The organism is Streptomyces chengmaiensis (assembly GCF_029846775.1).
Taxonomy (GTDB): Bacteria; Actinomycetota; Actinomycetes; order Streptomycetales; family Streptomycetaceae; genus Streptomyces; species Streptomyces chengmaiensis.
Genome location: NZ_JARWBG010000010.1, coordinates 64,053 through 86,708 on the forward strand (window position 1 = coordinate 64,053; position 22,656 = coordinate 86,708).

Below are 22,656 nucleotides of genomic sequence, written 5' to 3' on the forward strand. Positions count from 1 at the left end.
GCCCCCACCTCTTTCGAGTCACCGGCGGTGATCCTGTTCAGCTGTGTGCGTGATCAGCTCTTTGAGGCCCGACTCGCGGGACTCCGCGGTGGCGCCGTAGTCGAAGCTGTGCGTGAACTCGGCACGGAGAAAGGTGTTGCGCATCCAGACAGCGCAGTAGTGCCCGGGCATCATGCAAGGCTCCAGTTCACAGTGGACCCGGCGCACCTGCTCGGCCGCCACGCCCTCAGCGGCGATGCGCTGCCAGATCAGCTCCTCGGGGTGCAGTCTGCCCGGACCGGTCGCCTCGGTGACGATCTGCTTCTGCCCCGAGCCGTCGACGTACTCGAATGCCGCAGAAAAGGGGAAGTTGAGGGTGTGACGCACGTCGTCTAGCACCCGCGGCCACCAGCTCTCCCGCTCGGCGAACGCTGCCGCGTCCACCCGTCGCACCTCGGCGTACAGCTCCCGAAAGGCCGCGGCTGCCTCTGCCAGACTCCGCGACAGGGCGATCGCGGGTACCGCCCTGTCCAGCGCCGCCATCGCCGCGTTGAACGCCGACACGTCAGAACTGACGAACATATCCGGCTCGTCTGCCTCCAGCATCACTGCCTGTACAGCGCCGTCAGGCCGTACGCATATGTGGGCCAGCCCGTCACCGCCGATCCGCAGCCAATTCGACAACTCGGCAGGCGGACGCGGCAACCCATGGTGCGCCGTGTACACGCCGAGCTGAGTAGCGTCATTCTGGTCGGCGGCTGAGAAGTACGGAGCGACCAGCAGCGGCACGCCCACCCGTTCCACGTCGTGACGCGCCGCCTCGGGCAGCTGCGTCCCATGGGTGCCGGAAAGCCCGAATCGTCGCATTCCCTGCTTGCCGAAGTGGGCGGTGGCCGAGTCCGGCGACGGCGATGACATGGGTGCTACCTCACACAGCGGATGGTTGGTCTTCCACGACCTTAGCCCGCCTTCCTCGGGTCAGACCTTTGCGGCTGGGGTTCGGCGAGATCGGCAGAGTATGAGCATGAGGCGGACGTACGGGATCTCGGACGATCACGAAACAGCGTCGCCTCCGGGTATTAGGCTCCGTCGCTTTCTCGACCCGCATGGAGGAGCCGATGCGACGCTGGCGGAGCCTGATCATCGATACGTGGGGGGCGCTTGGGTACAAGCCGGCGTTCCAGAGGGCCTCGGAGGGCCACCTCTCAGGACTCCCAGGACACGCTGGCGCGTCCTGGGTGCCGGAGGCGGACCGCCGACGGCTGGCGGCATACACGCTGCTCGCCGCGTACGACACGAACCAGGCGGCCGCTCTGCTTGGCGAGGACGGAGTGGACCGGCGCGAGTATGGGGATCCGGCGTTGATCGTCGACCAGACGCTTACGCACCTCATCGGCGAGACACAGCAGATCGTTGTGAGCGAGGCGGACGACAATGAAACGGCGCGTGCGGCGGAGGCCCTACTCAGGGAGTGGGCGGAGCGCGAGCATCTGTGGATGCGGATGCAGCACGCCGAACGCAACGCTGTGCTGCTCGGCGACACTGTGTACCTCCTGGCGTGGTCGCGGACGAAGGGGCGCCCGGTCCTGAAGAGCATCGACCCGGGCTTCTACTTCCCCGTGTTGCCCGACGATGCCGTCGACGCGGACGAGTACCCGACGCGAGTCCATCTGGCGTGGGAGACACCGGCTGATCCGGCGTCGGGCCGCAAGGGCACGCTGCGTCGTGTCACGTACGAGCTCGGCCCGGTCGATGCCGACGCCGCCGAAAGCCGCGCGTATCCCTGGTCCACGCAGCCGGCCGACATCACTTGCTACCTGACGGACGCCGAGTGGGATCTGGAACACGTCGGCCGCGCGGGCGCCATCGACGCGCTCTCGCCGGGCCGAGCCCGGTTCCGTACGAACGCGGACGGGGAGCTGCTCGACCGGCTCGACCTGCACATCGACTTCATCCCGATCGTCCATGTACCGAACACGATCAACGGCGCGGAGCACTTCGGCCAGTCGACCCTGCTGAAGGCCACCCAGCTCTTTGACGATCTCGGCGCTGCCGACACGGACAGTCAGCGTGCTTCGGCGACAACCGGGTCACCGATCATCGGCCTCTCCGGCGCCCGGCTGACGGTCGACCGTGCTTCGGGCCGGCCACTGCCGGTACAGGTGGAGCCGGGGATGGTCTGGCCACTCGGGGAGACCGGCCAGCTCACCACGGTGGACACCTCCGCCCAGTTGTCCGAACTCCGCGCCTATGTGGAGGGACTACGCGACCGGCTGTCAGTGGTCACCCGGCTTCCGGCCAGCGTGCTCGGCACTATGGACGCCTCGCAGGCGGCCTCCGGCTACGCAATGCAGCTGAGCTTCGGTCCGCTGGACGCCATGGTCCGCTCCATGCGGCTCGCGCGGGCGGCCAAGTATCCGCTGCTGCTGAAGATGGTGCTGCGCCTCTACCAGGCTGCCGGTGTGCTGCCGCCGGGGCAACAGCCCCCGGCGTCCATCGCCTTCGGCTCCTATCTGCCGACCGATCAGGCCAGCGTCCTTGAGCTGGTGGTCAAAGGTGTCACTGCCGGTGTCCTCTCCCTGGAGACCGGAGTGCGCATGCTCGTGGACGCCGGCTTCCCCATCGAGGACGCGGCAGAGGAGGTCGCCCGCATCTGGGAGCAGCGCGAGACGGAGCTCGGGACTGGCGGGACCGTCAACGAGATGTAGTCGGCCATGGCCTCGCCACAATCCTCGGGGGCACCGCAGCACGAGGCACTCACGCCGACGGTGCGGTGAAGGTTAGACTCCGCCCGACGCGGGGGCGTCTGGGCGAGGAGTCTGCCCATGACCGTACGAACACGCCTGCCGCTGCCGCTCGCACCGCTCGGATACCGCCGCGACGGCCGCCCCATCTTCCCGATCCTCGGTGCTTCCTCCGACGACCCTGGGAATTCGCCAACCGGGGAGACGGCACCGGACGGCACTGACACCGCAGTGGTGACCATCCCGCAGGAGGAGCTGTCCCGCCGCTTCGCCCGCGAGAAGGACCAGGGCCGCCGCGCCGGCGTACGTGACCTGCTCAGCCAGCTCGGTTTCGAGTCGGCGAAGGCCCTGACGGAGTACGTGCAGGCCCAGCGTGAGGCTGACCAGCAGCAGAAGGACGCCGAGCAGGCCCGCCTCTCGGAGGCGGAGCGCCGGGAGCAGACCGCCGCGGAACGCGAGCGGCAGGCGCAGGAACGCGAGGCCGCGGCCGTCGCCCGGGAACGAGACGCCGCACGCCGCGCCGTGCTCGTCGGCCTGGGCGCCACCGGCACCGAACTGGAGGACGCCGTCGTCCTGCTCGGCCGCCTCGTCGACCAGGATGCGGACGACACCGCGCTGACCCGGGCCGCCGACGAGCTGAAGGAGCGCCGCCCGGAACTCTTCGGCCAGCGGGCCCCGCAGCCACCCGCGGCCCCGCCCTCAGGCAGCCCCTCCAACATCCCCGGCCGCTCGGGCGGAGCGCCGCCCCGGCCGGGCCAGCTCGGCCTGGACATCGCCCGCCGCCGCGGCCATCTCAAGAGCTCCTGACCCCGGCACGCCTTCGGGGACCGCGCCCCACCCCCATCCCCGCGGACGACGGCACCGCCCGGTGTCCGTACGGACTCGCCGCCGCATCGCCTGCCCGGAGGAACCTGGCGTGGATCTTCAGCTGACCACCTACTCCGAGTCCGCCACCGCTGACCGCCCCTGGCTGGCATCCCGGCACGGACTGGACACCCCACTCACCATCACCCTCGACACCACGCTTTTCACCCAGGACACCCACTACACCCCACCCGCCCCCGGACAGCCCCGCAACGTCATGAGGGCCGGCATCCCGCTGGGCCGCCTGACCGCGACCGGCCTATACGGACCGTGGGACGCAGCGGCCACCGACGGCCGCGCCGCCTTCACCGGCGTCCTCCTCGCGGACGTCGCCTTCGCCACGGGCGGTGGACATGCCGGCGCGGCCCTGCTCTGGCACGGCGTGATCGCCGCCGCTCACGTGCCCGGCGGACTCGATCCGGCCGCCATCACTGCTTCGACGGCGCAGATCCACTTCGTCTGACGCCCCGCGACCTGCTGAGGAGCCCCGCCACCATGCTCGACACCCTGCTGCGCGATATCGACGCGGCCGACCTCAACGCCTTCGCCCGCACCATGGCCACCCCGGCCGACTTCGAGCTGACTCGCACCGTCATGCCCGAACGGCGCCTGAACTCCGTCAAGTTCCGTATCAAGAGCAGCAAGCGGCGCGTGAACGCGGCGAAGTTCCGCGCGTATGACGCCGAGGCCGCCGTCGCCCGCCGTCAGGCCGAGAAGATCATCACTGAGGGCATGCTGCCGCCCCTCGGTCAGAAGTTGATCGTCGGCGAGCTGGAGCAGATCCTCCTGGACACGTCCCGCGGCGCCGACGCTTCGGAGTTTGTCGAGCTGCTCTACGACGACATCGAGCGGCACGTCGAGTCCATCCACAACCGCATGGAGCTCGCCGCCGGCGACCTCATCATCGACGGCAAGTTCAGCCTCAACGGCGAGAACGGCCTCACACTGGAGGCCGACTTCGGCGTCCCGACGGCGAACATGCCCACTGCCGCAAAGCCCTGGTCGGACCCGACGAGCGACCCGATCGCCGACGAGCTGCGCTGGATCGAGTACCTCCGTTCCATCGGCGCCCCGCTCCCGGCCCGCGTCATCACCTCGTACAAGGCCCGCGCGACCCTGGCTGCGAACGACGCCTACCGGGCGGCGTACTACGGCAGCGTCAACGGCTCCACCACCCCGACCGCGGTCCTCGCTCCCAACGAGGTCGAGGTCGTCCGCGCCCGCTACAACCTCCCGCCGATCACCGTCTACGACGTCCAGATCTCCGTCGACGACACCTACCAGCGGGTGATCCCGGAGGACCGCTGGATCCTGCTGCCGCCGAACCCGGAGTCCTGGGCGGAGACCCAGTACGGCATCACCGCCGAGTCCCTGGTGCTCACCTCCGGCACCAACCCGGCCATCACCCGCGAGGACGCCCCCGGCATCGTCATCACCGCCGGCCACCAGGACGACCCGGTCCAGGTCTGGACGAAGGGCTCCGCCGTCGCCATGCCGGTCCTCTACGTTCCCGACATCCACATCACCGCGAAGGTCCTGTGATGGCTGCTGCCCGCACCCTCGCCGCGGCGGTCTTCGTCACCGACCCCAAGACCCACCAGACACTGCTGCTCCAGCCCGGTGCCGAGGTCAGCGACCCGGCGATCGCCGAACAGATCACGCATCCGGACGCCTGGGTGCCGGAGCCACCTCGCCCGCTGCGCCGCACCAAGACCGAAACTTCGTGACGCTCACCGACGCGGAGTACGCCTACCTCCGCTCTGAACTCGGCGAGGCTGACCGTACGGACCTTGACGCCCGCTACCAGCGCCTCGGCTCGGTGCAGGCCGTCGCCGCAGAGGTCCTCCGAGAGCGTAAGGCCGCCCTTGTCTCCGACCCCCTGGCCGTCACGGTCCAGGGGGTCGCCACGGTCAACAACGCGGAGAACGTCAGGGCCCTCGAGCGCCAGATCGCGGCCCTGGAGGACACCACGCCAAACGAGAACGCGTACGTTTTCCCGGCGCCGCTGCTACGCCGAAGAAGCCGTTGACCTACGCGGCCTGGGTTCCGGGACGCTTGAAGACCTGCTGGCCGTGCCAGAGGACGAACTTCGGATCGATGGTGGGGCGTCCGGGACGGGGCGTTGCGACCTGCTGCCCGTGGAGGGTGTCGACGGCCTGCCCCACCCGGCTGCGGGCCACGTACAGCTCAGAGACCTGGATCCGCAGGTCGGGAATAAGCCCGAGGACGCCGAGGTCGAAGAGGGTGTGGTGGAGAGCGCACAGGGCCAGCCCGTTGTTGATCTCGTCCGGGCCGTCCTGGCTGTGCCAGCGCACATGCGCGGCTTCGAGCCCCACCGGATTTCGGCTGAGCGCGCCGTCGAATCCGCAGAAGGCGCAGGCGTACGCGTAGGCGTGCAGAACCTCCTCGGCGAATCCGGCCCGCCGCTTACGCCGCTTTCTCTCCGCCGGCATGTGCACGGCCTCATCGAGTCCGGTCAGGTCCAGGCCGACGGCGTCGCAGATGGGCGCCTCCAACGCGGGCGTGAAGTGCTGCTCCAGTAGGAGCCGTGCGGCCGCCGCGAGGGTGGCAGGCTCGGCCAGCAACGTCTCGGCCTCGGGGCGCAGTCGCCCGTGCGCGCCGCGCGCCCGCAACCAGCTGCCCCGCTCCGGAGCGTCCGGGGCAATGGCGTTGCCGTCCCGGTCCCGCACGTCCCACAGCGTGCGCTCGAGGTGTACGAACGGCATCGCCGCCCGCTCCCGTGCCCGGGTTCGGCTGATCACGGCCGGCCCGAAGTCGTTGATGAGCCGACTGACGGGCTCTTCCGCCTCGTCGTATCCCACCGTGGTGCTCCCGGCGGCGGCGAATCGTCCGAGCAGCCAGAGCACGAGCAGCGGCTTGTGCGGGGCTCGGCGATTGCCTATCTGCGCCCGCCGCAGGGCGGACAGGAGGCTCATGAGTTCGTCGCGCGTCATCACGGACCTACCCTGCCATTCACGGGCGGTCAAGCCCCGCCCCCTGGCGGCGAGTGCGATCCGTCCTCCGTGATCAAGAGCCTGCGCTGATGCGGATGACCGGATCTTGGGGATGGCAAGGCCCACGCTGAGGCATCATTGGAACCTGTTATTTACGTGAATGATCATGGTGCCGTCAGCAAGGAGGCGATGGATGTCTGGGGGAGATCTCCTTCGCCTTGAGGACCTCACCCCGGGGCGGGTGATATCGGGCATAGCTCCCGGCATCGATGTTGTGATCGTCGCGCGCCAGATGTTCGGTGCTGCCGCGCAGGTCACCTATCGCCGCCCTGATGGCACGGTCGATGAGGCGATCCTTTATCGGGAGGACGAGTGTCGACTCGCTTCAGGTGAGTCCTCCTCCCCTCGCCAAGGATTCGACGCCAATCCTGAACTGTTCCGCCTCGCCGCGGAGGCTCTGCGTATCCGCATGGCCGCTCGCGGCGACGCCATGCTCGCAGTCTCCACGAGCGTCCTCGACCCCCTTCCTCACCAGATCCAGGCGGTCTACAACGAGCTGCTTCCCCGCACACCGCTCAGGTTCCTGTTGGCCGACGACCCCGGCGCAGGTAAGACGATCATGGCCGGCCTCTACGTCAAGGAGCTGGCCCTCCGTGGCGACCTGGAACGATGCTTGATCGTTGCCCCAGGGGGTCTCGTCGAGCAGTGGCAGGATGAGCTCCTGGAGAAGTTCGGGCTGGACTTCACCTTGCTCACCAAGCAGTTGGTCGACGCCACGATCGACGGCAACGTCTTCGACAAGCACCCCCGTCTCATCGCGCGCATGGATGCTCTGGCGCGCTCTGAGGAGCTTCAGGAGCGACTGGCCGAGTCGGCATGGGACCTGGTCGTCGTCGACGAGGCGCACCGCATGAGCGCCAGCTACTTCGGCACGGAGCTGAAGACAACCAAGCGATACGAGCTCGGCCGCCTCCTGGGCCGGGTTGCGCGGCACTTCCTCCTCATGACCGCGACCCCGCACGCCGGCAAGGAAGAAGACTTCCAGTTGTTCATGGCGCTGCTCGACGGTGACCGCTTTGCGGGGAAATATCGTGATGGTGTGCACCAGCATGACGCATCAGGTCTGATGCGCCGTATGGTCAAGGAGGACCTTCTCACCTTCGATGGCAAGAAGCTCTTTCCCGAGCGACGTGCCTACACCGTGCCGTACCAGCTCTCGCGGGCCGAGCAGGAGCTGTACGAGCGAGTCACGGAGTACGTACGCGACGAGATGAACCGTGCCGAACGGCTCGATGGCCGACGAGGCAATCAGGTCGGCTTCGCCCTCACGGTTCTGCAACGCCGCCTCGCATCGAGCCCCGAGGCAATCGCCCGCTCGCTGGAGCGTCGCCGGAAGCGGCTGGAGGCTCGCCGGGAGGAGACGCATGCCGCGAAGCGCCATGCCGACCTCGCGGCCGTGGTCCCTCAATCCACTTCATCGGCTGCCGTGGCCGGGATGGAGTCGCTGGACAGTGAGCTGGACGAGCTCTCCGGTGAGGAACTTGAGAACCTCGAAGAGCAGGTCGTCGACTCTGCCTCCGCGGCCCTGACCATTGCAGAGCTGGCGCAGGAAATCGACAGCCTTCGCGAGCTGGAGCACCTGGCTAGCCGCGTCCTTGCGCTGGGCGAGGACCGTAAGTGGCTGGAACTCTCCGAGCTGCTGCAGGACAACGAGCACATGCGCGATGCCCTGGGGCAGCCGCGTAAGCTGATCGTCTTCACCGAGCACCGTGACACCCTGGAGTACCTCTCTCGCCGCGTCCGATCACTTATCGGACGTCCTGAGGCCGTCGTATCCATCCATGGCGGCACTCCGCGTCAGCGGCGCCGCGACGTCCGGGACGCCTTCAACCAGGACCCGGACGTCCTGGTGCTCATCGCCACAGACGCAGCGGGTGAAGGTCTGAACCTCCAGCGGGCGCACCTCATGGTCAACTACGACCTGCCGTGGAACCCAAACAGGATTGAGCAGCGCTTCGGTCGCGTCCACCGCATCGGCCAGACCGAGGTCTGCCACCTGTGGAACCTGGTGGCCGACAACACCCGCGAAGGTCAGGTGTTTCAGAGGCTGCTGGACAAGATCGAGCAGCAGAGCAAGGCATATCAGGGCAAGGTCTACAACGTTCTCGGAGAGATCTTCGAAGGCGAGCCCCTGCGCGAGTTGCTGGTCACGGCCATCCGCTACGGAGACCAGCCCGAGGTGAAGGCCCAGCTTGACCAGGTCATCGATGCCCGAGTCGGGGAACGCGCCGTCGAACTGATCAAGGGACTCGCCCTTGACGCCCAGGTCATGGGAATCGAGGACGTTCACAAGGTACGGCTGCGCATGGAAGAAGCACAGGCGCGACGACTGCACCCGCACTATGTGCAGGCGTTCTTCCGCGACGCCTTCGCCCGTCTCGGCGGTCAGCTCAAGTCCCGGGAAGCCGGCCGCTTCGAGATCACTCATGTGCCGGTCGTCCTGCGCGAGGCAGGACGCCTCGGTGACGGGCTCGGCGGCATGGTGCAGCGCAAGTACGAGCGGGTGTGCTTCGATCGAGAACGCATCACTGCCCCAGGCAAGCCCCGCGCTGATCTCATCGCGCCGGCACACCCCTTGTTCGACGCTGTACTGAACGAGACGGTCCGCCTCCACGGCCACCTGCTCGGCAAAGGGTCAGTTCTGGTAGACGCTGCCGACTCGGGTGACCAGCCGCAGCTGCTCGTCGCCCTGGAGCAGGACATCGTGGACGGCCACCGACGTGCCGTAGACCGGGCCTTCGCGTTCACTGAACTGCTGCCTGACGGAACGGCCCGAAACGCTGGCCCGGCGCCGTACCTTGACTACCGGCCGCCGACGGCGCTGGAAGTCAAGGCTATAAAGCTCCTCTTGGACGCGGAATGGCTGCGCGACGGTGGTAGCGCTCGTGCCTTGGACTGGGCGATCCGGGAGGCTGTACCCGAGCACCTCGCCTCGACCCGTGAACGACTCCTTCCAGTCGTCGACCGCACCCGCACTCAGGTCGAGCAGCGCCTCAAGCAGGAGATCAGCTACTGGTATGCGCAGGCCGGCAAGCTCGAGCAGAACCTTGCCGAAGGCAAGCGAGTCCGATACCGGCCGGAGAGAGCGCGCTCGTGGGCGGAGGAACTCGAGCTACGCCGTGCACAGCGGCTCGCTGACCTGGCGAAGGACGGCTCCCTGCAGCCCAAACCACCCGTGGTGGCAGGACACGCGCTCATCGTCCCGATCGGCTGGCTGGCGAAGGCCGTGCACGCTGAGGACGACGGCGCTGTCCACACGCCACTGCACGCTGTTGACGGCTACGAGACCGATCGCCGTGCAGTCGCTGCTGTACTCCGTGCAGAGCGAGCCCTCGGGCGTGTCCCCGAGGAGATGGCACACAACAACCCGGGCTACGACATTCGCTCGCTGACACCAGAAGGCCGTCTCGTCCACATCGAGGTCAAGGGCCGTCGCGTAGGTGCGGAGGAGTTCTACATCAGCCGCAACGAGATGCTGGTCGCCAAGAACAGCGGCGACCAGCACCGCCTCGCTCTCGTCACCGTGCACCCAGACGGGCCGGAACACGACGAGGTGCGATACCTGATCAATGCCTTCGCCGACACCGAGTTCGGGGATCTGAAAGCCGAGGGGCTCCTGCTGTCGTGGCCGGACGCCTGGACCAAGGGAGGAGCTCCTCTGTGAGCATCGGGATGGACAACGAGTCGACGCCGCGGAAGCGGAAGCTCATCGAGGTTGCGCTTCCGACGGAAGCGATCAGCAGGGCCAGCAAAGCGGACAAGGACCGCAAGGTCGGCACGATCAAGAACATCCACAAGTGGTTCGCACCGATGCCGACGCCGGCATGGCGGGCGCTGCTGTTTGCGGCCGTGGTGGACGACCCGGGCGACGAGGAGAAGCGGGCGGAGCTGCTGGAGGTCATCGAGGACCTGGTCCCGAAGACCGGAACGGCACCGTCGGCAGAGGCGCTGAAGCGGGCAAAGGCAGTACTGGCCGAGCAGGAGCAGGAACTCCCTATTGTCCTTGACCCGTTCTGCGGTGGCGGCTCCACCTTGGTTGAGGCCCAGCGGCTTGGGTTTCCGACGGTGGCGAGTGATTTGAACCCGGTGCCGGCGCTGGTGACTCGCGTGGAGACCCAACTCGTACCTGCTGTGCTGGGTAGGCCGCCTGTCTCAGGCGACGATGGAGCCCTCGAAGGGACCGCTGTTGACCCAATGGCCGGACTTCTGGCAGATATCCGACACTACGCCAAGCGCGTGGAGGAAAATGTCAGGGCCAAGGTCGGGCACCTCTACGAGAGCGTTGAGGGCGGCAAAGTAGTTGCCTGGCTTTGGGCTCGGACCGTGCCATGTACCGACCCTGCTTGTGGTGTGGCAATGCCTCTGTACAGCTCACCCTGGCTGAGCAAGCAGGAGGGACGTAAGGCATGGTTGATTCCCGTCGTGGAAAATGGAAAGGTACGCTTCCAGATCGGTAAGGGGTCGACTGCGAATCCTCCGAGCGGCCCCAAGCGATCCGGCGTACGTGGAAAATTCTCCTGCCTTGCGTGTGGATCCGAGGTCAACGAGGCGTACATCCGACAGTCGGGCATGACGGGAGAAATGGGTGCACAGATCCTGGCAGTCGCAGTGGACAATGCTTCTGGCCGGGATTTCATTGCAGAATCGGAGGGAAGTCGGGCGGCGGTAATTGATCCACCCGAAGAGGTTCCTGAACTTGAGTTTGCGAATAATTCGAAGCAGTTCAGTACGGCACTATATGGACTGCGGCGGCATGCGGACATTTACACTTCACGTCAGCTGCACATGCTGGGGGCATTTGCAGACGAAGTTGCCGAAGTTTCGGAATGGGTGAAGAGGGATGGGGGTGACGGTGATCAGGCGGTTGTGATTGCATCAGTTCTCGCCGTATGTGTCGGCAAGATGGCTATGGCGAATTCGTCTCAGGCTCGGTGGCGACTTCGCAGCGGCCCATCGAAGGCTGAGCCGGCCTTTGGCCGTCAAGCTCTCCCTATGCTCTGGGATTTTGCTGAAACGAATCCATTTGGTGACTCTGTCGGCGCGTGGAGCGTTCAGGTAGGTAGCCTAACGCAGGGCCTTTTTTCCCTGCCTCGAGACGCCGCCGTTGGGAAGGTTTTCCAGGCCGATGCGCGCACCGCTGGCTCACTCGTCGAGCCCGCTAGTTCCCTAATTGCGACCGATCCCCCGTATTTTGCTCAGATTCCCTACGCAGACCTCAGCGACTACTTCTACGTATGGCTCAGGCGCGCAGCACGGCCTGTACATCCAGACCTTTTCGGCACCATGGCAACTCCGAAGGCTGCAGAGCTGGTGGCCAACCCGTATCGCCATGGCGGCCCAGAGAAAGCCCGCAAGTACTTCATTGATGGATTTACTGAGACATTCTCCTCTCTGAAACAAGCTTCACGGGCAGATCTTCCCGTTATTGTCATTTATGCACACCGCCAGGAGGAGACGAAGGACGGGGAGCTGACTTCCTCTGCCTGGGACGCTCTTCTGGAAGCCATGCTGGCTGCCGGGGTGAGCGTGGTGGGTACATGGCCTCTCCATGCCACAAATAGCACGCGCCAGATCGGACAGGGGGCGAACTCCCTCGCTTCGTACGTTGCCATGATCTGTCGCCCTCGTCCCACCAACGCCGGAGCTCTGGATCGTCGCGGCTTCCTGCAGGCACTCCGCCGTGAGCTCCCCGAACGCATCAAGCCGCTTCAGCAGAGTTCAATTCCCGCCAACGACCTCGGCCAGGCAGCTATCGGCCCAGGCATGGAGATCTTCTCCAGGTACACCCGCGTGACTGAGCCGGATGGCTCCCCTATGCGGGTGCGCACAGCGCTCTCCCTCATCACCAAAGCGCTTGACGAAATCCTCTCTGAGTACGAGGAGGACTTTGACACCGATACCCGGTGGTGCATCAAGTGGTTTGAGGATCACCAGTGGGAAACAGCCGACTACGGCAAGGCAGAGCAGATGGCCCACCGCTACAACACTTCGGTGCCGGGCCTTGTGCACGCCGGTGTTGTTACGGCGGGGGGAGGTAAGGCGGCGCTGATCAAACCCGCCGATCTTCCCGCCAAGTACGACCCCACCACCGACGACCGCCTCACCGTCTGGGAGGTGGCCATGCACCTGTCCCGCCTCATCGAGGGCAAGGGCCCAGGCACCGGCATCGATGCGGCCGGTGAGCTCCTCGCACGCGTCCGTACACGTTCCGAGATCGACGAGGACACGGTGAAGGGCTTGGCCTACCTCCTGCACAACATCTGTGAGAACCGGGGCTGGACGGAGAGTCAGCGGTGGTTCAACAACCTCGTGAGCTCGTGGCCGGACCTGCAGACGGCGGCCCGGGCCGCTGAGAAGCGGGGCGTGAGGGTAGAGGCAGACCAGCTGTTCTGACCGACGTAGCCGAGAGTGCACGAGGGGGCGGGCATGCAGGGCGACGAGACGGCGCACGGCGCCGGCAGTACGGCAGCCACCACGGAAGAGATAGAAGACAGGACTGCGGACACCATGGCACAGAGCAACCGCGACCGGATCGGCCGCATGATCGAGCTGCTGCCGGACGGACTGCTCCCGCTTGTGGAACGGGAGATGGCCAGGCGGCAAGGGGAGGGATGGTTCGATGACGCGGCAGCGGAGGAGCGCGAGAGGGGGCGCAGCCTGGCCTCGAAGCGTGACCCGCAGTTCCTGCTGAACGTTCTTCAGCGCTATTGGGCTTCCTACTTCCGCCACTCCCTGCCGGGTGCCACTCGTGGGTACGCCAGCGAGGTGAACGATGTGCGCAACCGGTGGGCCCACAACCAGCCCTTCAGCGCTGACGACACCGTACGGGCTCTGGACACGGCCGAGCGGCTCTTCACATCTGTGGGCGCCACTGCCGACCTGGTCGAACAGGTTCGTAAGTCCCGTATCAACCTTCAGCGGGACGTTATCGAGGCCGAGACTAAGCGGCAGACCCGGCGCGCGGCTGCCATGCCGAGCATCGCCGCCGAGGGCCTCAAGCCCTGGCGCGATGTGCTCGTCCCGCACCAGGATGTGGCACGCGGCGACTTCAACGCCTCTGAGTTCGCTGCCAATCTGGCAGAGGTCGCGAAGGGTGAGGGGGCACCCGAGTACACCGATCCAGAGGAGTTCTTCCAGAGGACGTACCTCACTGAGGGGCTGCGCGACCTGCTGAGCAAGTCTCTCCGGCGCATCTCCGGCGACAACAATGCGTCGCCCACGGTGAACCTGCAGACCAACTTCGGCGGTGGCAAGACGCACTCCATGCTGGCGCTGTACCACCTCTACTCGCCCGGGCTTCAGCCGCAGCGACTTCCGCAGGAAATGCAGGAACTCGTCGCGGCTGCACCCTCCGGACTGCCCAAGGAGGAGGTGCGGCGTGCGGTGCTCGTGGGGACGGCACTGGCACCGGGGCAGCCCCATGAGAAGGAGGACGGCACCAAGGTCAACACGCTGTGGGGCGAGTTGGCCTGGCAGCTGGGCCGTCGGCGTGCATACGACGTCATCGCTGAGGCGGACAAGACACTTACCAGCCCGGGGTCCGAGCTGCTGCAGGATCTGCTCGCTGCCTACGCACCCTGCTTGATCCTCATTGATGAGTGGGTCGTCTACGCGCGCCAGCTGGTCAGCAACGACAATCTCACGGCCGGCACGTTCGAGACGCACTTCTCGTTCGCCCAGTCCCTGACGGAGGCTGTCGAGGCGGTGACGGGCGCGCAGCTGGTCCTCTCCATCCCGGCCTCCGAGGACGGGGAGGACCACAAGGGGGACTCGGACGAGATCGGCGGCGAGGCTGGGCAAATCGCCCTGGACCGGCTCCAGAAGGTCATCCACCGCAAGGCGGATGCCTGGCGACCGGCAAGCTCCGACGAGTCCTTCGAGATCGTGCGACGACGTCTGTTCGAGACGCCCTCGGGTGCCGTACAGGCGGAGATCAACAAGGTCGCCCGACTGTTCAGCCAGTTCTACGGTACCTACAAGCGGGACTTCCCGGCGGGCGTGGACGGCACTGACTACGAGCGTCGGATCAAGTCGACGTACCCGATCCATCCCGAGCTCTTCAGCCGCCTCTACGAGGACTGGTCGACGCTTGACCGCTTCCAGCGCACCCGCGGTGTGCTGAGGCTCATGAGTGCGGTGATCCACGCCCTCTGGCGGGACCAGAACAAGAGCCCCATGATCATGCCGGGCGATATCCCGCTCGACGATCAGCGCGTCGCCAGCGAGCTCACTCATTACCTGGAGGACCGCTGGAAGCCGATTATCGACGCCGACGTTGACGGGCCCGATTCGACCCCTGTCTCCGTGGACAACGAGAAGACCGTCCTCGGTCAGCGGGCTATGAGCCGACGTATTGCCCGCACCGTCTTCATGGGGTCCGCGCCCACCATCAAGGCTGCGAAGAAGGGCCTGTCCGAGCCGTACATCAGGCTGGGAATGGCCATCCCCGGGGATGCCTTGGGCAACTTCCGGACCGCGCTCAACACGCTCGCAGACCGGTCGACGTACCTCTACAGCGATGCCGACCGCTACTGGTACGACACGCATGCGAACATCACGCGTACGGCCAAGGACGAAGCAGAACGACTCATCGGCCGAGACGAGGACGTGTGGGCCGAGATCGTCCGGCGTTTGAGCCCGATCCAGCATCGGCGTGGGGACTTCGGCGCGGTGCACATCGCGCCGCAGCACACGAAGGAGGTTCCGGACCTCGACCAGGCACGGCTGGTCCTCCTCCACCCGAAGTACGTGCACCGTGGCGGCAAGGACATCCCAGACACGCTGGCTCTGGAGTTCGCCGCAGAGGCGCTGTCCTCCCACGGCACCAAGAACCGGAAGCACCAGAACATGCTGGTGTTCCTCGCGCCCGACAAGAAGGACATGGGCGACCTCATGGAGGCCGCCCGCGACTACCTCGGGTGGAAGAAGGTGCTCGACCGCCAGATGGAGCTGGATCTCACCGAGAGCCAGCGTCGCCAGGCGCAGACCCGGCGTGATCAGGCGAACGAGAAGGTGGAGCTTCGAATCGGCGACGCCTACCGATGGGCCCTCATCCCCGAACAGGACGCGGGTGCCCCGATCGTGTGGGAGCACCTCAAGGTCGATGGCGGGCGGGCGGATGACGCGGCTGTACGCACTGCCGACCGTCTCCGGCGGGAGGGCTTGCTGTACCTCCAGCAGGCGCCGGCCCTGCTCTATCAGAAGCTCTCTGGCCCGCTGTCCCGCATCTGGGAGCAGGATGGACATATCCCGGTGGGCCGGCTCTGGGAGCTGCACACGGCCTACCCGTACATGAACCGCCTGGTGAACCGTCTGGTCCTTGACCAGGGCGTCGAGGACGTCCTGTCCATGGTGACCTGGGAGACGGAGGGATTTGCCCTGGCCTCCGGGTACGACGAGGGCGACGGCCGCTATCAAGGACTGGTACTGCCCGGCGGCAACGCCAAGTTCGGGCAGATCACCGACGCCACCCTCCTCGTCCGTCCGGACGTGGCAATCAGGCAGCGTCAGCAGGCAGAGGAGGAAGCCGCGCAGAAGCGTGAGGCGGCCTCCGACACTTTCTCGAACAAGTCGGAGGAACCTGCTGCGCGCGGCGGCACCACCTCGGGAGAGACGGCGAAGCCGTCCGCCAGCCCGGGGCAGCCCGTCATCCCCCGGGTGCCGACGCGCTTCTACGCCACCGCTCAGCTCACCCCTGAGCAGTACAGCAAGAACGCGACCAAGTACGTCTTCGAGATCCTGCAGCCCCTCGACGACATCGGCACGGAGGTCGAGGTGACGATCGAGATCCAGGCCAAGCGCCCAGAGGGGTTCGCGGAGGACAAGGTCCGCGTCCTCACCGAGAACGCCAACACCTTGAAGTTGAAGGCTGAGTTCGAGGTCGAATAGAGGCGCAGGCGTGAGGGTGCTTGCCGTTCTCCCGAGCGGCCAGCACCCTCACGTTCGTTATTCTTATGGGCACAGATCGTGACGGGGGAGCGTGAATGGCTGCACGAAACCGGGACAGGACAGTTCATTTCTACGAAATCGCCGATGCGAAGGAACCTGCCTCCCGGATGGGGTACCGCAATTGGGCTGCTGAACTCCGGCAACTCCGTGACCTTCCGCTTACCCAGCGCACCGTCGAGTCGGCTGGCGAGACCCTGATCGGTGCCGTAGACCCCCTCCAGCCGGCCCCTCACCTGCTGGTGGCGAAAGTCCGCAAGGACAAGCCGCAGCAGATCAACTTCGACGACGGGTCGTTCAGCTACCTACAGCTCGCCGCCAACAAGGGGCTGATCGACGTCACGACGGTGTACTTCCTCTCCTTCGGTAACGTCGTGGCCACGATGGGTGGTGGCATCTCGGCCCCACGTGTGCGTGCGATCCAGCGCTGGTTCAACGGTATGCACCTCATCGGCGAGGAGATCGCGCTTCGTCCCGTTGTTGACGCCCGGTCTCGCGACAAGTTGGCCCGCGCCAGCGCAGTGGAGAAGGTGACCATCCGCGTACTTCCCGAGCCCCACGACAGTCCGTCAGCGCTGCGCAGTAGCTCGGACATCGGCACGGCGCTCAGCCGGATGCACGAGGAGTATCCGGACATGACGATTACGTTGACTCTGGAGGTGCCCAAGAAGCCACGGTGGTACTCGCTGCGACGCCGTGCGCGGGGGCACCGGCAGCTGCTGGACTCTACTTCCGCTCTCGCCGCAGACATCAGTGACTGGCTCGACAACACCGATGCGGTTGATACCGCCCGAGCGGTGGCACATATCGAGGAGTGGGACCAGCAGGCGACCGACGAGAAGATCGACTTCGTAGCCGAACGCATCACCGCGAAGTGCCGAGTCCCCCTCGAGTCGACCGACGGGCACTCGATCGACCTTCACGTAGCCCTGACCGAATTGGAGCGCGTAGCTCTCGAGCACGAACGAGCGCTGAGAGCCGCTGTCGGTGCTGACGTCTAGGCTGGAGCGCGACAGGGGGAAGCCTTTCTACTGGTCGTGCAGGGGGATTCGCGATGCCTGGCACTGGGGTCGGACCACGGCGACTGCTGAACAAGTGGCGTGCGCGGCCAGGCTATGACTGGCTGATTGTTATCGTCGTGCTCGGGTTGCACTTGGCCTGGGTCCGGTGGACCAATGGCGGCGATCTGCTCGGGAAGCCGGGGCGCGAGCAACGGCTGCAGATCTATACGGCAGGAGCCACGGTTGTGGCGGTTGTCGGAAGCTTCGTCACGGCGGCCGTTGCCCTGTACGCCGCGGCGTCGGGAAGGCGCATGCGGACACTGCGCGCCGCTGAGCACCTGGCGTCGCAGTTCCGTCGGAACTGGGTCAGCATCCTGTCGGCGACCCTCTTGATCGCCGGCGTCTGTCTCCTGGCCACCATCCTGGACGTGACCAAGAGCGACCCGGGCGGCGTCCACTGGATGGTGGAAGCGGCACTCATCCTCGGGGTAGCGCGGGCGTATCGACTTCTGTGGTTGTTCAACGCGGTCATCATGGCTTCGGATCGGGATCTGGCAGACCGGACTCCAGACACTCGGCAGCCGCAGACGTGAGGCGGGATCGGTTCGTTCCGGCACCAGAGCCGGGTGAGCGCATGGAGGGCGCGGCGCGGGGATGCAGTGACTCTCGTGGCCGCTGATGGTTCCACAAGCGCTGCGTCCCTCAGCAGAGCCGAGGGACGCGCAGCCGTGAATCAGCTCGCAGCTATGGACGCGGTGAGCTGTTGACGGAACCAGTCCACCGCGGCTGGGACCCCTTCCTGAAGCTCTACGGGGGCGACTCTCGGAAACAGAGCCTGCAGGCGCGCGCTGTCGGCCTGCGAGTGGGGCACGTCGCCGAGGCGACCCGGCACGTGGTCCCGAAGGACCGGGCGGGCCGTCGCTGACTCGATCTCCTGGGTCAGGTTCAGCAGCGAGGTACGTGTCCCGAAGGCCAGGTTTACGGGGCGAGAGCCGACGACTTGGCGGAGGAGAGCGTCGGTGAGGACGTCGCAGACCGTGCCCACGTACGTGAAGTCGCGTGTTTGGGTGCCGTCGCCGTGGATGGTCACCGGCTGGCCGGCTAGGGTGGCGCTGATCCACTTCGGAATGACGGCGGCGTAGGCGTGGTCGGCGCGCTGGCCGGGGCCGTAGACGTTGAAGAAGCGGAAGGGGAGGACCGGCAGGCCGAAGCTGTGGTGGTAGGCGCTCACGTACGCCTCCGTCGTGAGCTTGGTGACCGCGTACGGGCTCATCNGTCGTGAGCTTGGTGACCGCGTACGGGCTCATCGGGGCGGCGGCGAGGTCCTCGTGCTTCGGCAGCTGGGGGGTGGCGCCGTAGACGGAGGACGAGGAGGCGGCGATCACGTGCGGGCCGCCGGCACGGCGGGCGGCCTCGAGGACCTGGAGGGTGCCGGTCGCGTTGGCATGGTGGCTGGCCAGGGGGTCTCGCAGAGAGCGTGGCACAGAGGGGAGGGCGGCCAGGTGGACGACGGCGTCGGCGCCGCGGAACGCCTGGTCGAGGAGAGCGGCGTTCTGGACGTCTCCTTCGAAGAAGTCCACATCGAGGCCGGCGAGGTTCACCTTGTCCCCGGTGGAGAGGTTGTCGACGACCCGGAGCTGGGTGACCTGAGGCAGCTCGGCCAGGGCACGGGCGAGGTTGCCGCCGATGAATCCGGCGCCGCCGGTGATCACTATCTTCACGTTGCTTCCCTTCAGAGAGAGTCGACGTGGGCGCCGGTGAGTCGGCGGCGGCAGTCGAGAATGTATGGGGCGTGTGCGCTGATCAGCGGGTAGTCGAAGGCGTCATGGTCCGCGAGGAGGACGACGGCATCAGCCGCGGTGAGATGGTCGGCGGTCACGTCGACTCGGTGGAGACACTCCAGGCCGGAGGCACGAGGATGCGCATCGTCCAGGACGTGGGGATCGGCGGCCTGGATCTCGGCGCCCATGCCGGTGAGGAGCTCGGCGATGCGAGCGGCCGGCGTCTCACGGGCGTCTCCGGTGTTGGCCTTGTACGCCAGGCCGAGCAGCAGGATCCGGGAGCCCTTGAGTGGCTTCCCACGCTCGTTGAGGCCCGCGACGAGACGCCGGACCACATAGTCGGGCATGTGGTTGTTGACGTCGTTCGCCAGCTCGACGAAGCGGAAGTTCTGTCCAAGGGTCCGTTCGACCCGCCACGACAGGTACGACGGATCGACGGGCAGGCAGTGTCCGCCGACACCCGGGCCGGGGGTGAAGGGCATGAACCCGTACGGCTTGGTGGACGCCGCGTCGATGGCCGCCCAGATGTCGATGCCGAGGTCGTGGGCGAAGGTCGCCAGCTCGTTGGCGAGGGCGATGTTCACGTGCCGAAAGGTGTTCTCGAGGAGCTTGGTCAGCTCCGCCTCCTTGCAGCTGGCGACAGGGACAACCGTGTCCACTAGGGACGCGTAGAAGTCGCGGACCGCCTCCATGGAGGAAGGGGTGATACCGGAGATGACCTTGGGCGTGTTCTCCAGTCTCCAGGTGGGGTTCCCAGGGTCGATGCGCTCCGGGCTGTAGCCGAGGTGGAAGTCGCGGCCGGCGGTCAGCCCGGAACTACGCTCCAGGAGCGGGCGGAACACCTCCTCGGTCGTCCCGGGGTACGTGGTCGACTCCAGGACGACGATCGCCCCACGGGTGAGGTGGCGGCCGAGCGTCCGTGCCGCGTCCTCGACGTGCGACAGGTCCGGCGCGCCATCGCGCAGCGGAGTCGCGACGGTGACGATCGCCACGTCGAACCCGGCACAGTCGGACGGGTCGATGGTCGGCCGGAATACGCCGGCGGTCAGAAGCGGCGCCAGCCGCCTGTCCGAGATGTCCTCGACGTACGACTCGCTGAGCACGAGCCGCTTGATCCGTCCGGCGTCCACGTCGAGGCCGACGACGTCGTGCCCGACCTCGGCGGCTCGTACCGCCAACGGGAGCCCCACGTATCCCTGCCCCACAACGACGACGCGGAGCCGACGGGTGTCGTGATTCCTGATCATGCGGTCCACCTCGCTGAAGTTGGGGGTTGCGGTTTCGGGGACTTACACGCGGCGCGGTATCCGCGGTGGGCGGTGGCCGTAAGATGGGGGGTGCCTCGGCCGTACGAGACTCGCTTGGCCGCCTGTCTCGGACGGCCGAGTGCTTTTCCGGCGCGGCATGGGGAACCCGGAAAACCCGCGGGCTGGCCAAACCCCCGGTTCGATACGATGACGGTGGCTTGCAGTCCCGTTCCGTCACCATGCGTGACACTGGCGTGCGATCGGAGTGATCGCGTCGGCTGCGGCCTCCCGACCTGGGCCCGCCGTGGCAGCGCCACCGGCGCCGTACGTACGAAATGGAGCATCCGAGGATGGCTCGACACCTGGTAACCAGCGCGCTTCCCTACATCAACGGGATCAAGCACCTGGGCAACATGGTCGGGTCGATGCTTCCGGCGGATGTGTACTCCCGGTACCTCCGCCAGCGTGGCCACGACGTCCTCTACATCTGCGCCACCGACGAGCACGGCACGCCGGCCGAGCTGGCCGCCAAGGAGGCCGGTCTGACGGTCGCCGAGTTCTGCGCGCAGGCCCACGACGCGCAGAAGGCCGTGTACGACGGGTTCGAGCTGGCCTTCGACTACTTCGGCCGCAGCTCCTCGCCGCAGAACGTCGAGATCACCCAGCACTTCGCGCGGAAGCTGCACGAGAACGGCTTCATCGAGGAGCGGGCGATCCGCCAGGTGTACTCGCCGGTCGACGGCCGCTTCCTGCCGGACCGGTACGTCGAGGGCACCTGCCCGCACTGCGGCTACGACAAGGCCCGCGGCGACCAGTGCGAGAACTGCACCCGCGTGCTCGACCCGACCGACCTGATCAACCCGCGCTCGGCGATCAGCGGTTCCAAGGACCTGGAGGTCCGCGAGACCAAGCACCTCTTCCTGCTGCAGTCCAAGCTCCAGCACGAGGTCGAGGGGTGGATCGCCACCGTCAGCGCGGAGTGGCCGCACCTGTCCACGTCCATCGCCCGGAAGTGGCTGACCGAGGGCCTGAACGACCGAGCCATCACCCGTGACCTCGACTGGGGCGTGCCCGTGCCGGCCGACACCTGGCCCGAGCTCGCGGCCGAGGGCAAGGTCTTCTACGTCTGGTTCGACGCCCCGATCGAGTACATCGGCGCGACGAAGGAGTGGGCGGACGCCGCTGATGACGGCGAGACCCGCGACTGGAAGTCGTGGTGGTACGACGCCGACGACACCGTCCGCTACACCCAGTTCATGGCGAAGGACAACGTCCCCTTCCACACGGTGATGTTCCCGGCCACCGAACTCGGCGTCCGCGAACCGTGGAAGAAGGTCGACGTCGTCAAGGGCTTCAACTGGCTGACGTACTACGGCGGTAAGTTCTCCACTTCCCAGAAGCGTGGCGTCTTCACGGACGCGGCCCTGGAGATCCTGCCCGGCGACTACTGGCGCTACTTCCTGATCGCCAACGCCCCCGAGTCGGATGACTCGTCGTTCACCTGGGAGCACTTCACCGCCACGGTGAACAAGGACCTGGCCGACACCCTCGGCAACTTCGTCAACCGCGTGCTGTCCTTCTCCCGCAAGCGGTTCGGCGACGAGGTCCCGGCCGGCCGCGTGGCCGGCGAGGCGGAGGCGAAGCTGGGCGAGGAGATCGCGCGGCTGCTTGCCGAGTACGAGGAACACATGGAGGCGCTCGAGTTCCGGAAGGCCGCCGCCGCTCTGCGCGCCCTGTGGTCCGCGGGCAACTCCTACCTGGAGGAGAAGGCGCCCTGGCTGGAGATCAAGGCCGACCCGGACGGCGCCGCGCTGACGCTTCGTACCGCGATGAACCTGATCCACCTGTACGCGGTCGTCTCCGAGCCGTTCATCCCGACCACGGCCGCAGCCATGCGTGGGGCCTTCGCTCTGGAGAACGACACCGCGACCTGGGTGACCGGCGACCAGGCCAAGGCCCTGGACGTCGTCCCGGCCGGCACCGCGTTCACCGTGCCGCCCGTGCTCTTCGCGAAGATCACGGAGGAGGACCTGGAGTCCTACCGCGAGCGCTTCGGCGGCGCCCCGGAAGCCTGACAGGCG

General features: G+C 66.6%; 16 protein-coding genes and 1 pseudogene. 12 read left to right on the plus strand and 5 right to left on the minus strand.

The window, feature by feature from the left end; genetic code table 11:
- Nucleotides 1–18: 18 nt before the first annotated feature.
- Nucleotides 19–897 carry a nucleic acid/nucleotide deaminase domain-containing protein gene (locus QCN29_RS11280; protein WP_279927707.1) on the minus strand — a complete coding sequence of 293 codons (879 nt, stop codon included), beginning with the start codon at nucleotides 895–897 and terminating at the stop codon, nucleotides 19–21.
- Nucleotides 898–1,217: 320 nt separating this feature from the next.
- Here QCN29_RS11280 and QCN29_RS11285 point away from each other — a divergent pair, with 320 nt between their 5' ends.
- The 6 genes from QCN29_RS11285 to QCN29_RS11310 all read left to right on the plus strand — a co-directional run bounded on the left by QCN29_RS11285 (nucleotide 1,218) and on the right by QCN29_RS11310 (nucleotide 5,616).
- The gene (locus QCN29_RS11285; RefSeq protein WP_279927708.1) at nucleotides 1,218–2,687 is read left to right on the plus strand and encodes a hypothetical protein; all 1,470 of its coding nucleotides are present in this window, start codon (nucleotides 1,218–1,220) and stop codon (nucleotides 2,685–2,687) included.
- A 117-nt stretch (nucleotides 2,688–2,804) separates the two neighbouring features.
- Nucleotides 2,805–3,530, plus strand: a complete 726-nt coding sequence (locus QCN29_RS11290; RefSeq protein ID WP_279927709.1) for a hypothetical protein — start codon at nucleotides 2,805–2,807, stop codon at nucleotides 3,528–3,530.
- A gap of 109 nt (nucleotides 3,531–3,639) precedes the next feature.
- Complete coding sequence (locus QCN29_RS11295) at nucleotides 3,640–4,050, plus strand: head decoration protein (protein WP_279927710.1); 411 nt, start codon at nucleotides 3,640–3,642, stop codon at nucleotides 4,048–4,050.
- Nucleotides 4,051–4,082: 32 nt separating this feature from the next.
- Nucleotides 4,083–5,129, plus strand: a complete 1,047-nt coding sequence (locus tag QCN29_RS11300) for a major capsid protein (protein WP_279927711.1) — start codon at nucleotides 4,083–4,085, stop codon at nucleotides 5,127–5,129.
- Complete coding sequence (locus tag QCN29_RS11305) at nucleotides 5,129–5,314, plus strand: hypothetical protein (protein ID WP_279927713.1); 186 nt, start codon at nucleotides 5,129–5,131, stop codon at nucleotides 5,312–5,314. The genes QCN29_RS11300 and QCN29_RS11305 overlap by 1 nt, the downstream gene beginning before the upstream one ends.
- Nucleotides 5,311–5,616: a hypothetical protein gene (locus QCN29_RS11310; RefSeq protein ID WP_279927714.1), complete on the plus strand. Its 306-nt coding sequence runs from the start codon at nucleotides 5,311–5,313 to the stop codon at nucleotides 5,614–5,616. Before QCN29_RS11305 ends, QCN29_RS11310 begins: the two co-directional genes overlap by 4 nt.
- Before the next feature lies 1 nt (nucleotide 5,617).
- Here QCN29_RS11310 and QCN29_RS11315 read toward each other — a convergent pair whose 3' ends face one another.
- A complete protein-coding gene (locus QCN29_RS11315; protein ID WP_279927715.1) occupies nucleotides 5,618–6,541 on the minus strand; it encodes a phosphorothioated DNA-binding restriction endonuclease in 924 nt (307 codons plus the stop codon).
- Between the two features lie 193 nt (nucleotides 6,542–6,734).
- On the opposite strand from QCN29_RS11315, the gene QCN29_RS11320 reads away from it, so the two are divergent.
- From QCN29_RS11320 to QCN29_RS11340, 5 genes are all read left to right on the plus strand, one after another.
- Complete coding sequence (locus QCN29_RS11320) at nucleotides 6,735–10,265, plus strand: helicase-related protein (RefSeq protein WP_279927716.1); 3,531 nt, start codon at nucleotides 6,735–6,737, stop codon at nucleotides 10,263–10,265.
- Nucleotides 10,262–12,994 (plus strand): DUF1156 domain-containing protein, encoded by a 2,733-nt coding sequence (locus QCN29_RS11325; RefSeq protein ID WP_279927718.1) that lies wholly within the window; start codon nucleotides 10,262–10,264, stop codon nucleotides 12,992–12,994. Before QCN29_RS11320 ends, QCN29_RS11325 begins: the two co-directional genes overlap by 4 nt.
- Before the next feature lie 114 nt (nucleotides 12,995–13,108).
- On the plus strand, nucleotides 13,109–16,489 hold the full coding sequence (locus QCN29_RS11330; protein ID WP_279927719.1) for a DUF499 domain-containing protein: 3,381 nt from the start codon (nucleotides 13,109–13,111) through the stop codon (nucleotides 16,487–16,489).
- 95 nt (nucleotides 16,490–16,584) lie between these two features.
- Nucleotides 16,585–17,547, plus strand: a complete 963-nt coding sequence (locus QCN29_RS11335; RefSeq protein ID WP_279927720.1) for a hypothetical protein — start codon at nucleotides 16,585–16,587, stop codon at nucleotides 17,545–17,547.
- Nucleotides 17,548–17,600: 53 nt separating this feature from the next.
- Nucleotides 17,601–18,140, plus strand: a complete 540-nt coding sequence (locus tag QCN29_RS11340; RefSeq protein ID WP_279927721.1) for a hypothetical protein — start codon at nucleotides 17,601–17,603, stop codon at nucleotides 18,138–18,140.
- Between the two features lie 140 nt (nucleotides 18,141–18,280).
- Here the strand turns inward: QCN29_RS11340 and QCN29_RS11345 are convergent, their stop codons facing one another.
- The 3 genes and pseudogenes from QCN29_RS11345 to QCN29_RS11355 form a co-directional block, all read right to left on the minus strand.
- Nucleotides 18,281–18,820 (minus strand): NAD-dependent epimerase/dehydratase family protein, encoded by a 540-nt coding sequence (locus tag QCN29_RS11345; protein WP_279927722.1) that lies wholly within the window; start codon nucleotides 18,818–18,820, stop codon nucleotides 18,281–18,283.
- A 31-nt stretch (nucleotides 18,821–18,851) separates the two neighbouring features.
- Nucleotides 18,852–19,268, minus strand: a pseudogene (locus tag QCN29_RS11350) (NAD-dependent epimerase/dehydratase family protein); the annotation flags it as partial.
- 11 nt (nucleotides 19,269–19,279) lie between these two features.
- Complete coding sequence (locus QCN29_RS11355; protein WP_279927723.1) at nucleotides 19,280–20,575, minus strand: nucleotide sugar dehydrogenase; 1,296 nt, start codon at nucleotides 20,573–20,575, stop codon at nucleotides 19,280–19,282.
- 350 nt (nucleotides 20,576–20,925) lie between these two features.
- Here QCN29_RS11355 and metG point away from each other — a divergent pair, with 350 nt between their 5' ends.
- Nucleotides 20,926–22,650, plus strand: coding sequence for a methionine--tRNA ligase (gene metG, locus QCN29_RS11360; protein ID WP_279927724.1), 1,725 nt, complete (start codon nucleotides 20,926–20,928; stop codon nucleotides 22,648–22,650).
- The last annotated feature ends 6 nt before the right edge of the window (nucleotides 22,651–22,656 follow it).

Coding starts and splice junctions, on each gene's coding strand:
- QCN29_RS11280 (WP_279927707.1), bottom strand. CDS start 897: ATGTCATCGCCGTCGCCGGACTCGGCCACCGCCCACTTCGGCAAGCAG.
- QCN29_RS11290 (WP_279927709.1), top strand. CDS start 2,805: ATGACCGTACGAACACGCCTGCCGCTGCCGCTCGCACCGCTCGGATAC.
- QCN29_RS11300 (WP_279927711.1), top strand. CDS start 4,083: ATGCTCGACACCCTGCTGCGCGATATCGACGCGGCCGACCTCAACGCC.
- QCN29_RS11305 (WP_279927713.1), top strand. CDS start 5,129: ATGGCTGCTGCCCGCACCCTCGCCGCGGCGGTCTTCGTCACCGACCCC.
- QCN29_RS11315 (WP_279927715.1), bottom strand. CDS start 6,541: ATGACGCGCGACGAACTCATGAGCCTCCTGTCCGCCCTGCGGCGGGCG.
- QCN29_RS11320 (WP_279927716.1), top strand. CDS start 6,735: ATGTCTGGGGGAGATCTCCTTCGCCTTGAGGACCTCACCCCGGGGCGG.
- QCN29_RS11330 (WP_279927719.1), top strand. CDS start 13,109: ATGGCACAGAGCAACCGCGACCGGATCGGCCGCATGATCGAGCTGCTG.
- QCN29_RS11335 (WP_279927720.1), top strand. CDS start 16,585: ATGGCTGCACGAAACCGGGACAGGACAGTTCATTTCTACGAAATCGCC.
- QCN29_RS11340 (WP_279927721.1), top strand. CDS start 17,601: ATGCCTGGCACTGGGGTCGGACCACGGCGACTGCTGAACAAGTGGCGT.
- QCN29_RS11345 (WP_279927722.1), bottom strand. CDS start 18,820: ATGAGCCCGTACGCGGTCACCAAGCTCACGACGGAGGCGTACGTGAGC.
- QCN29_RS11355 (WP_279927723.1), bottom strand. CDS start 20,575: ATGATCAGGAATCACGACACCCGTCGGCTCCGCGTCGTCGTTGTGGGG.
- metG (WP_279927724.1), top strand. CDS start 20,926: ATGGCTCGACACCTGGTAACCAGCGCGCTTCCCTACATCAACGGGATC.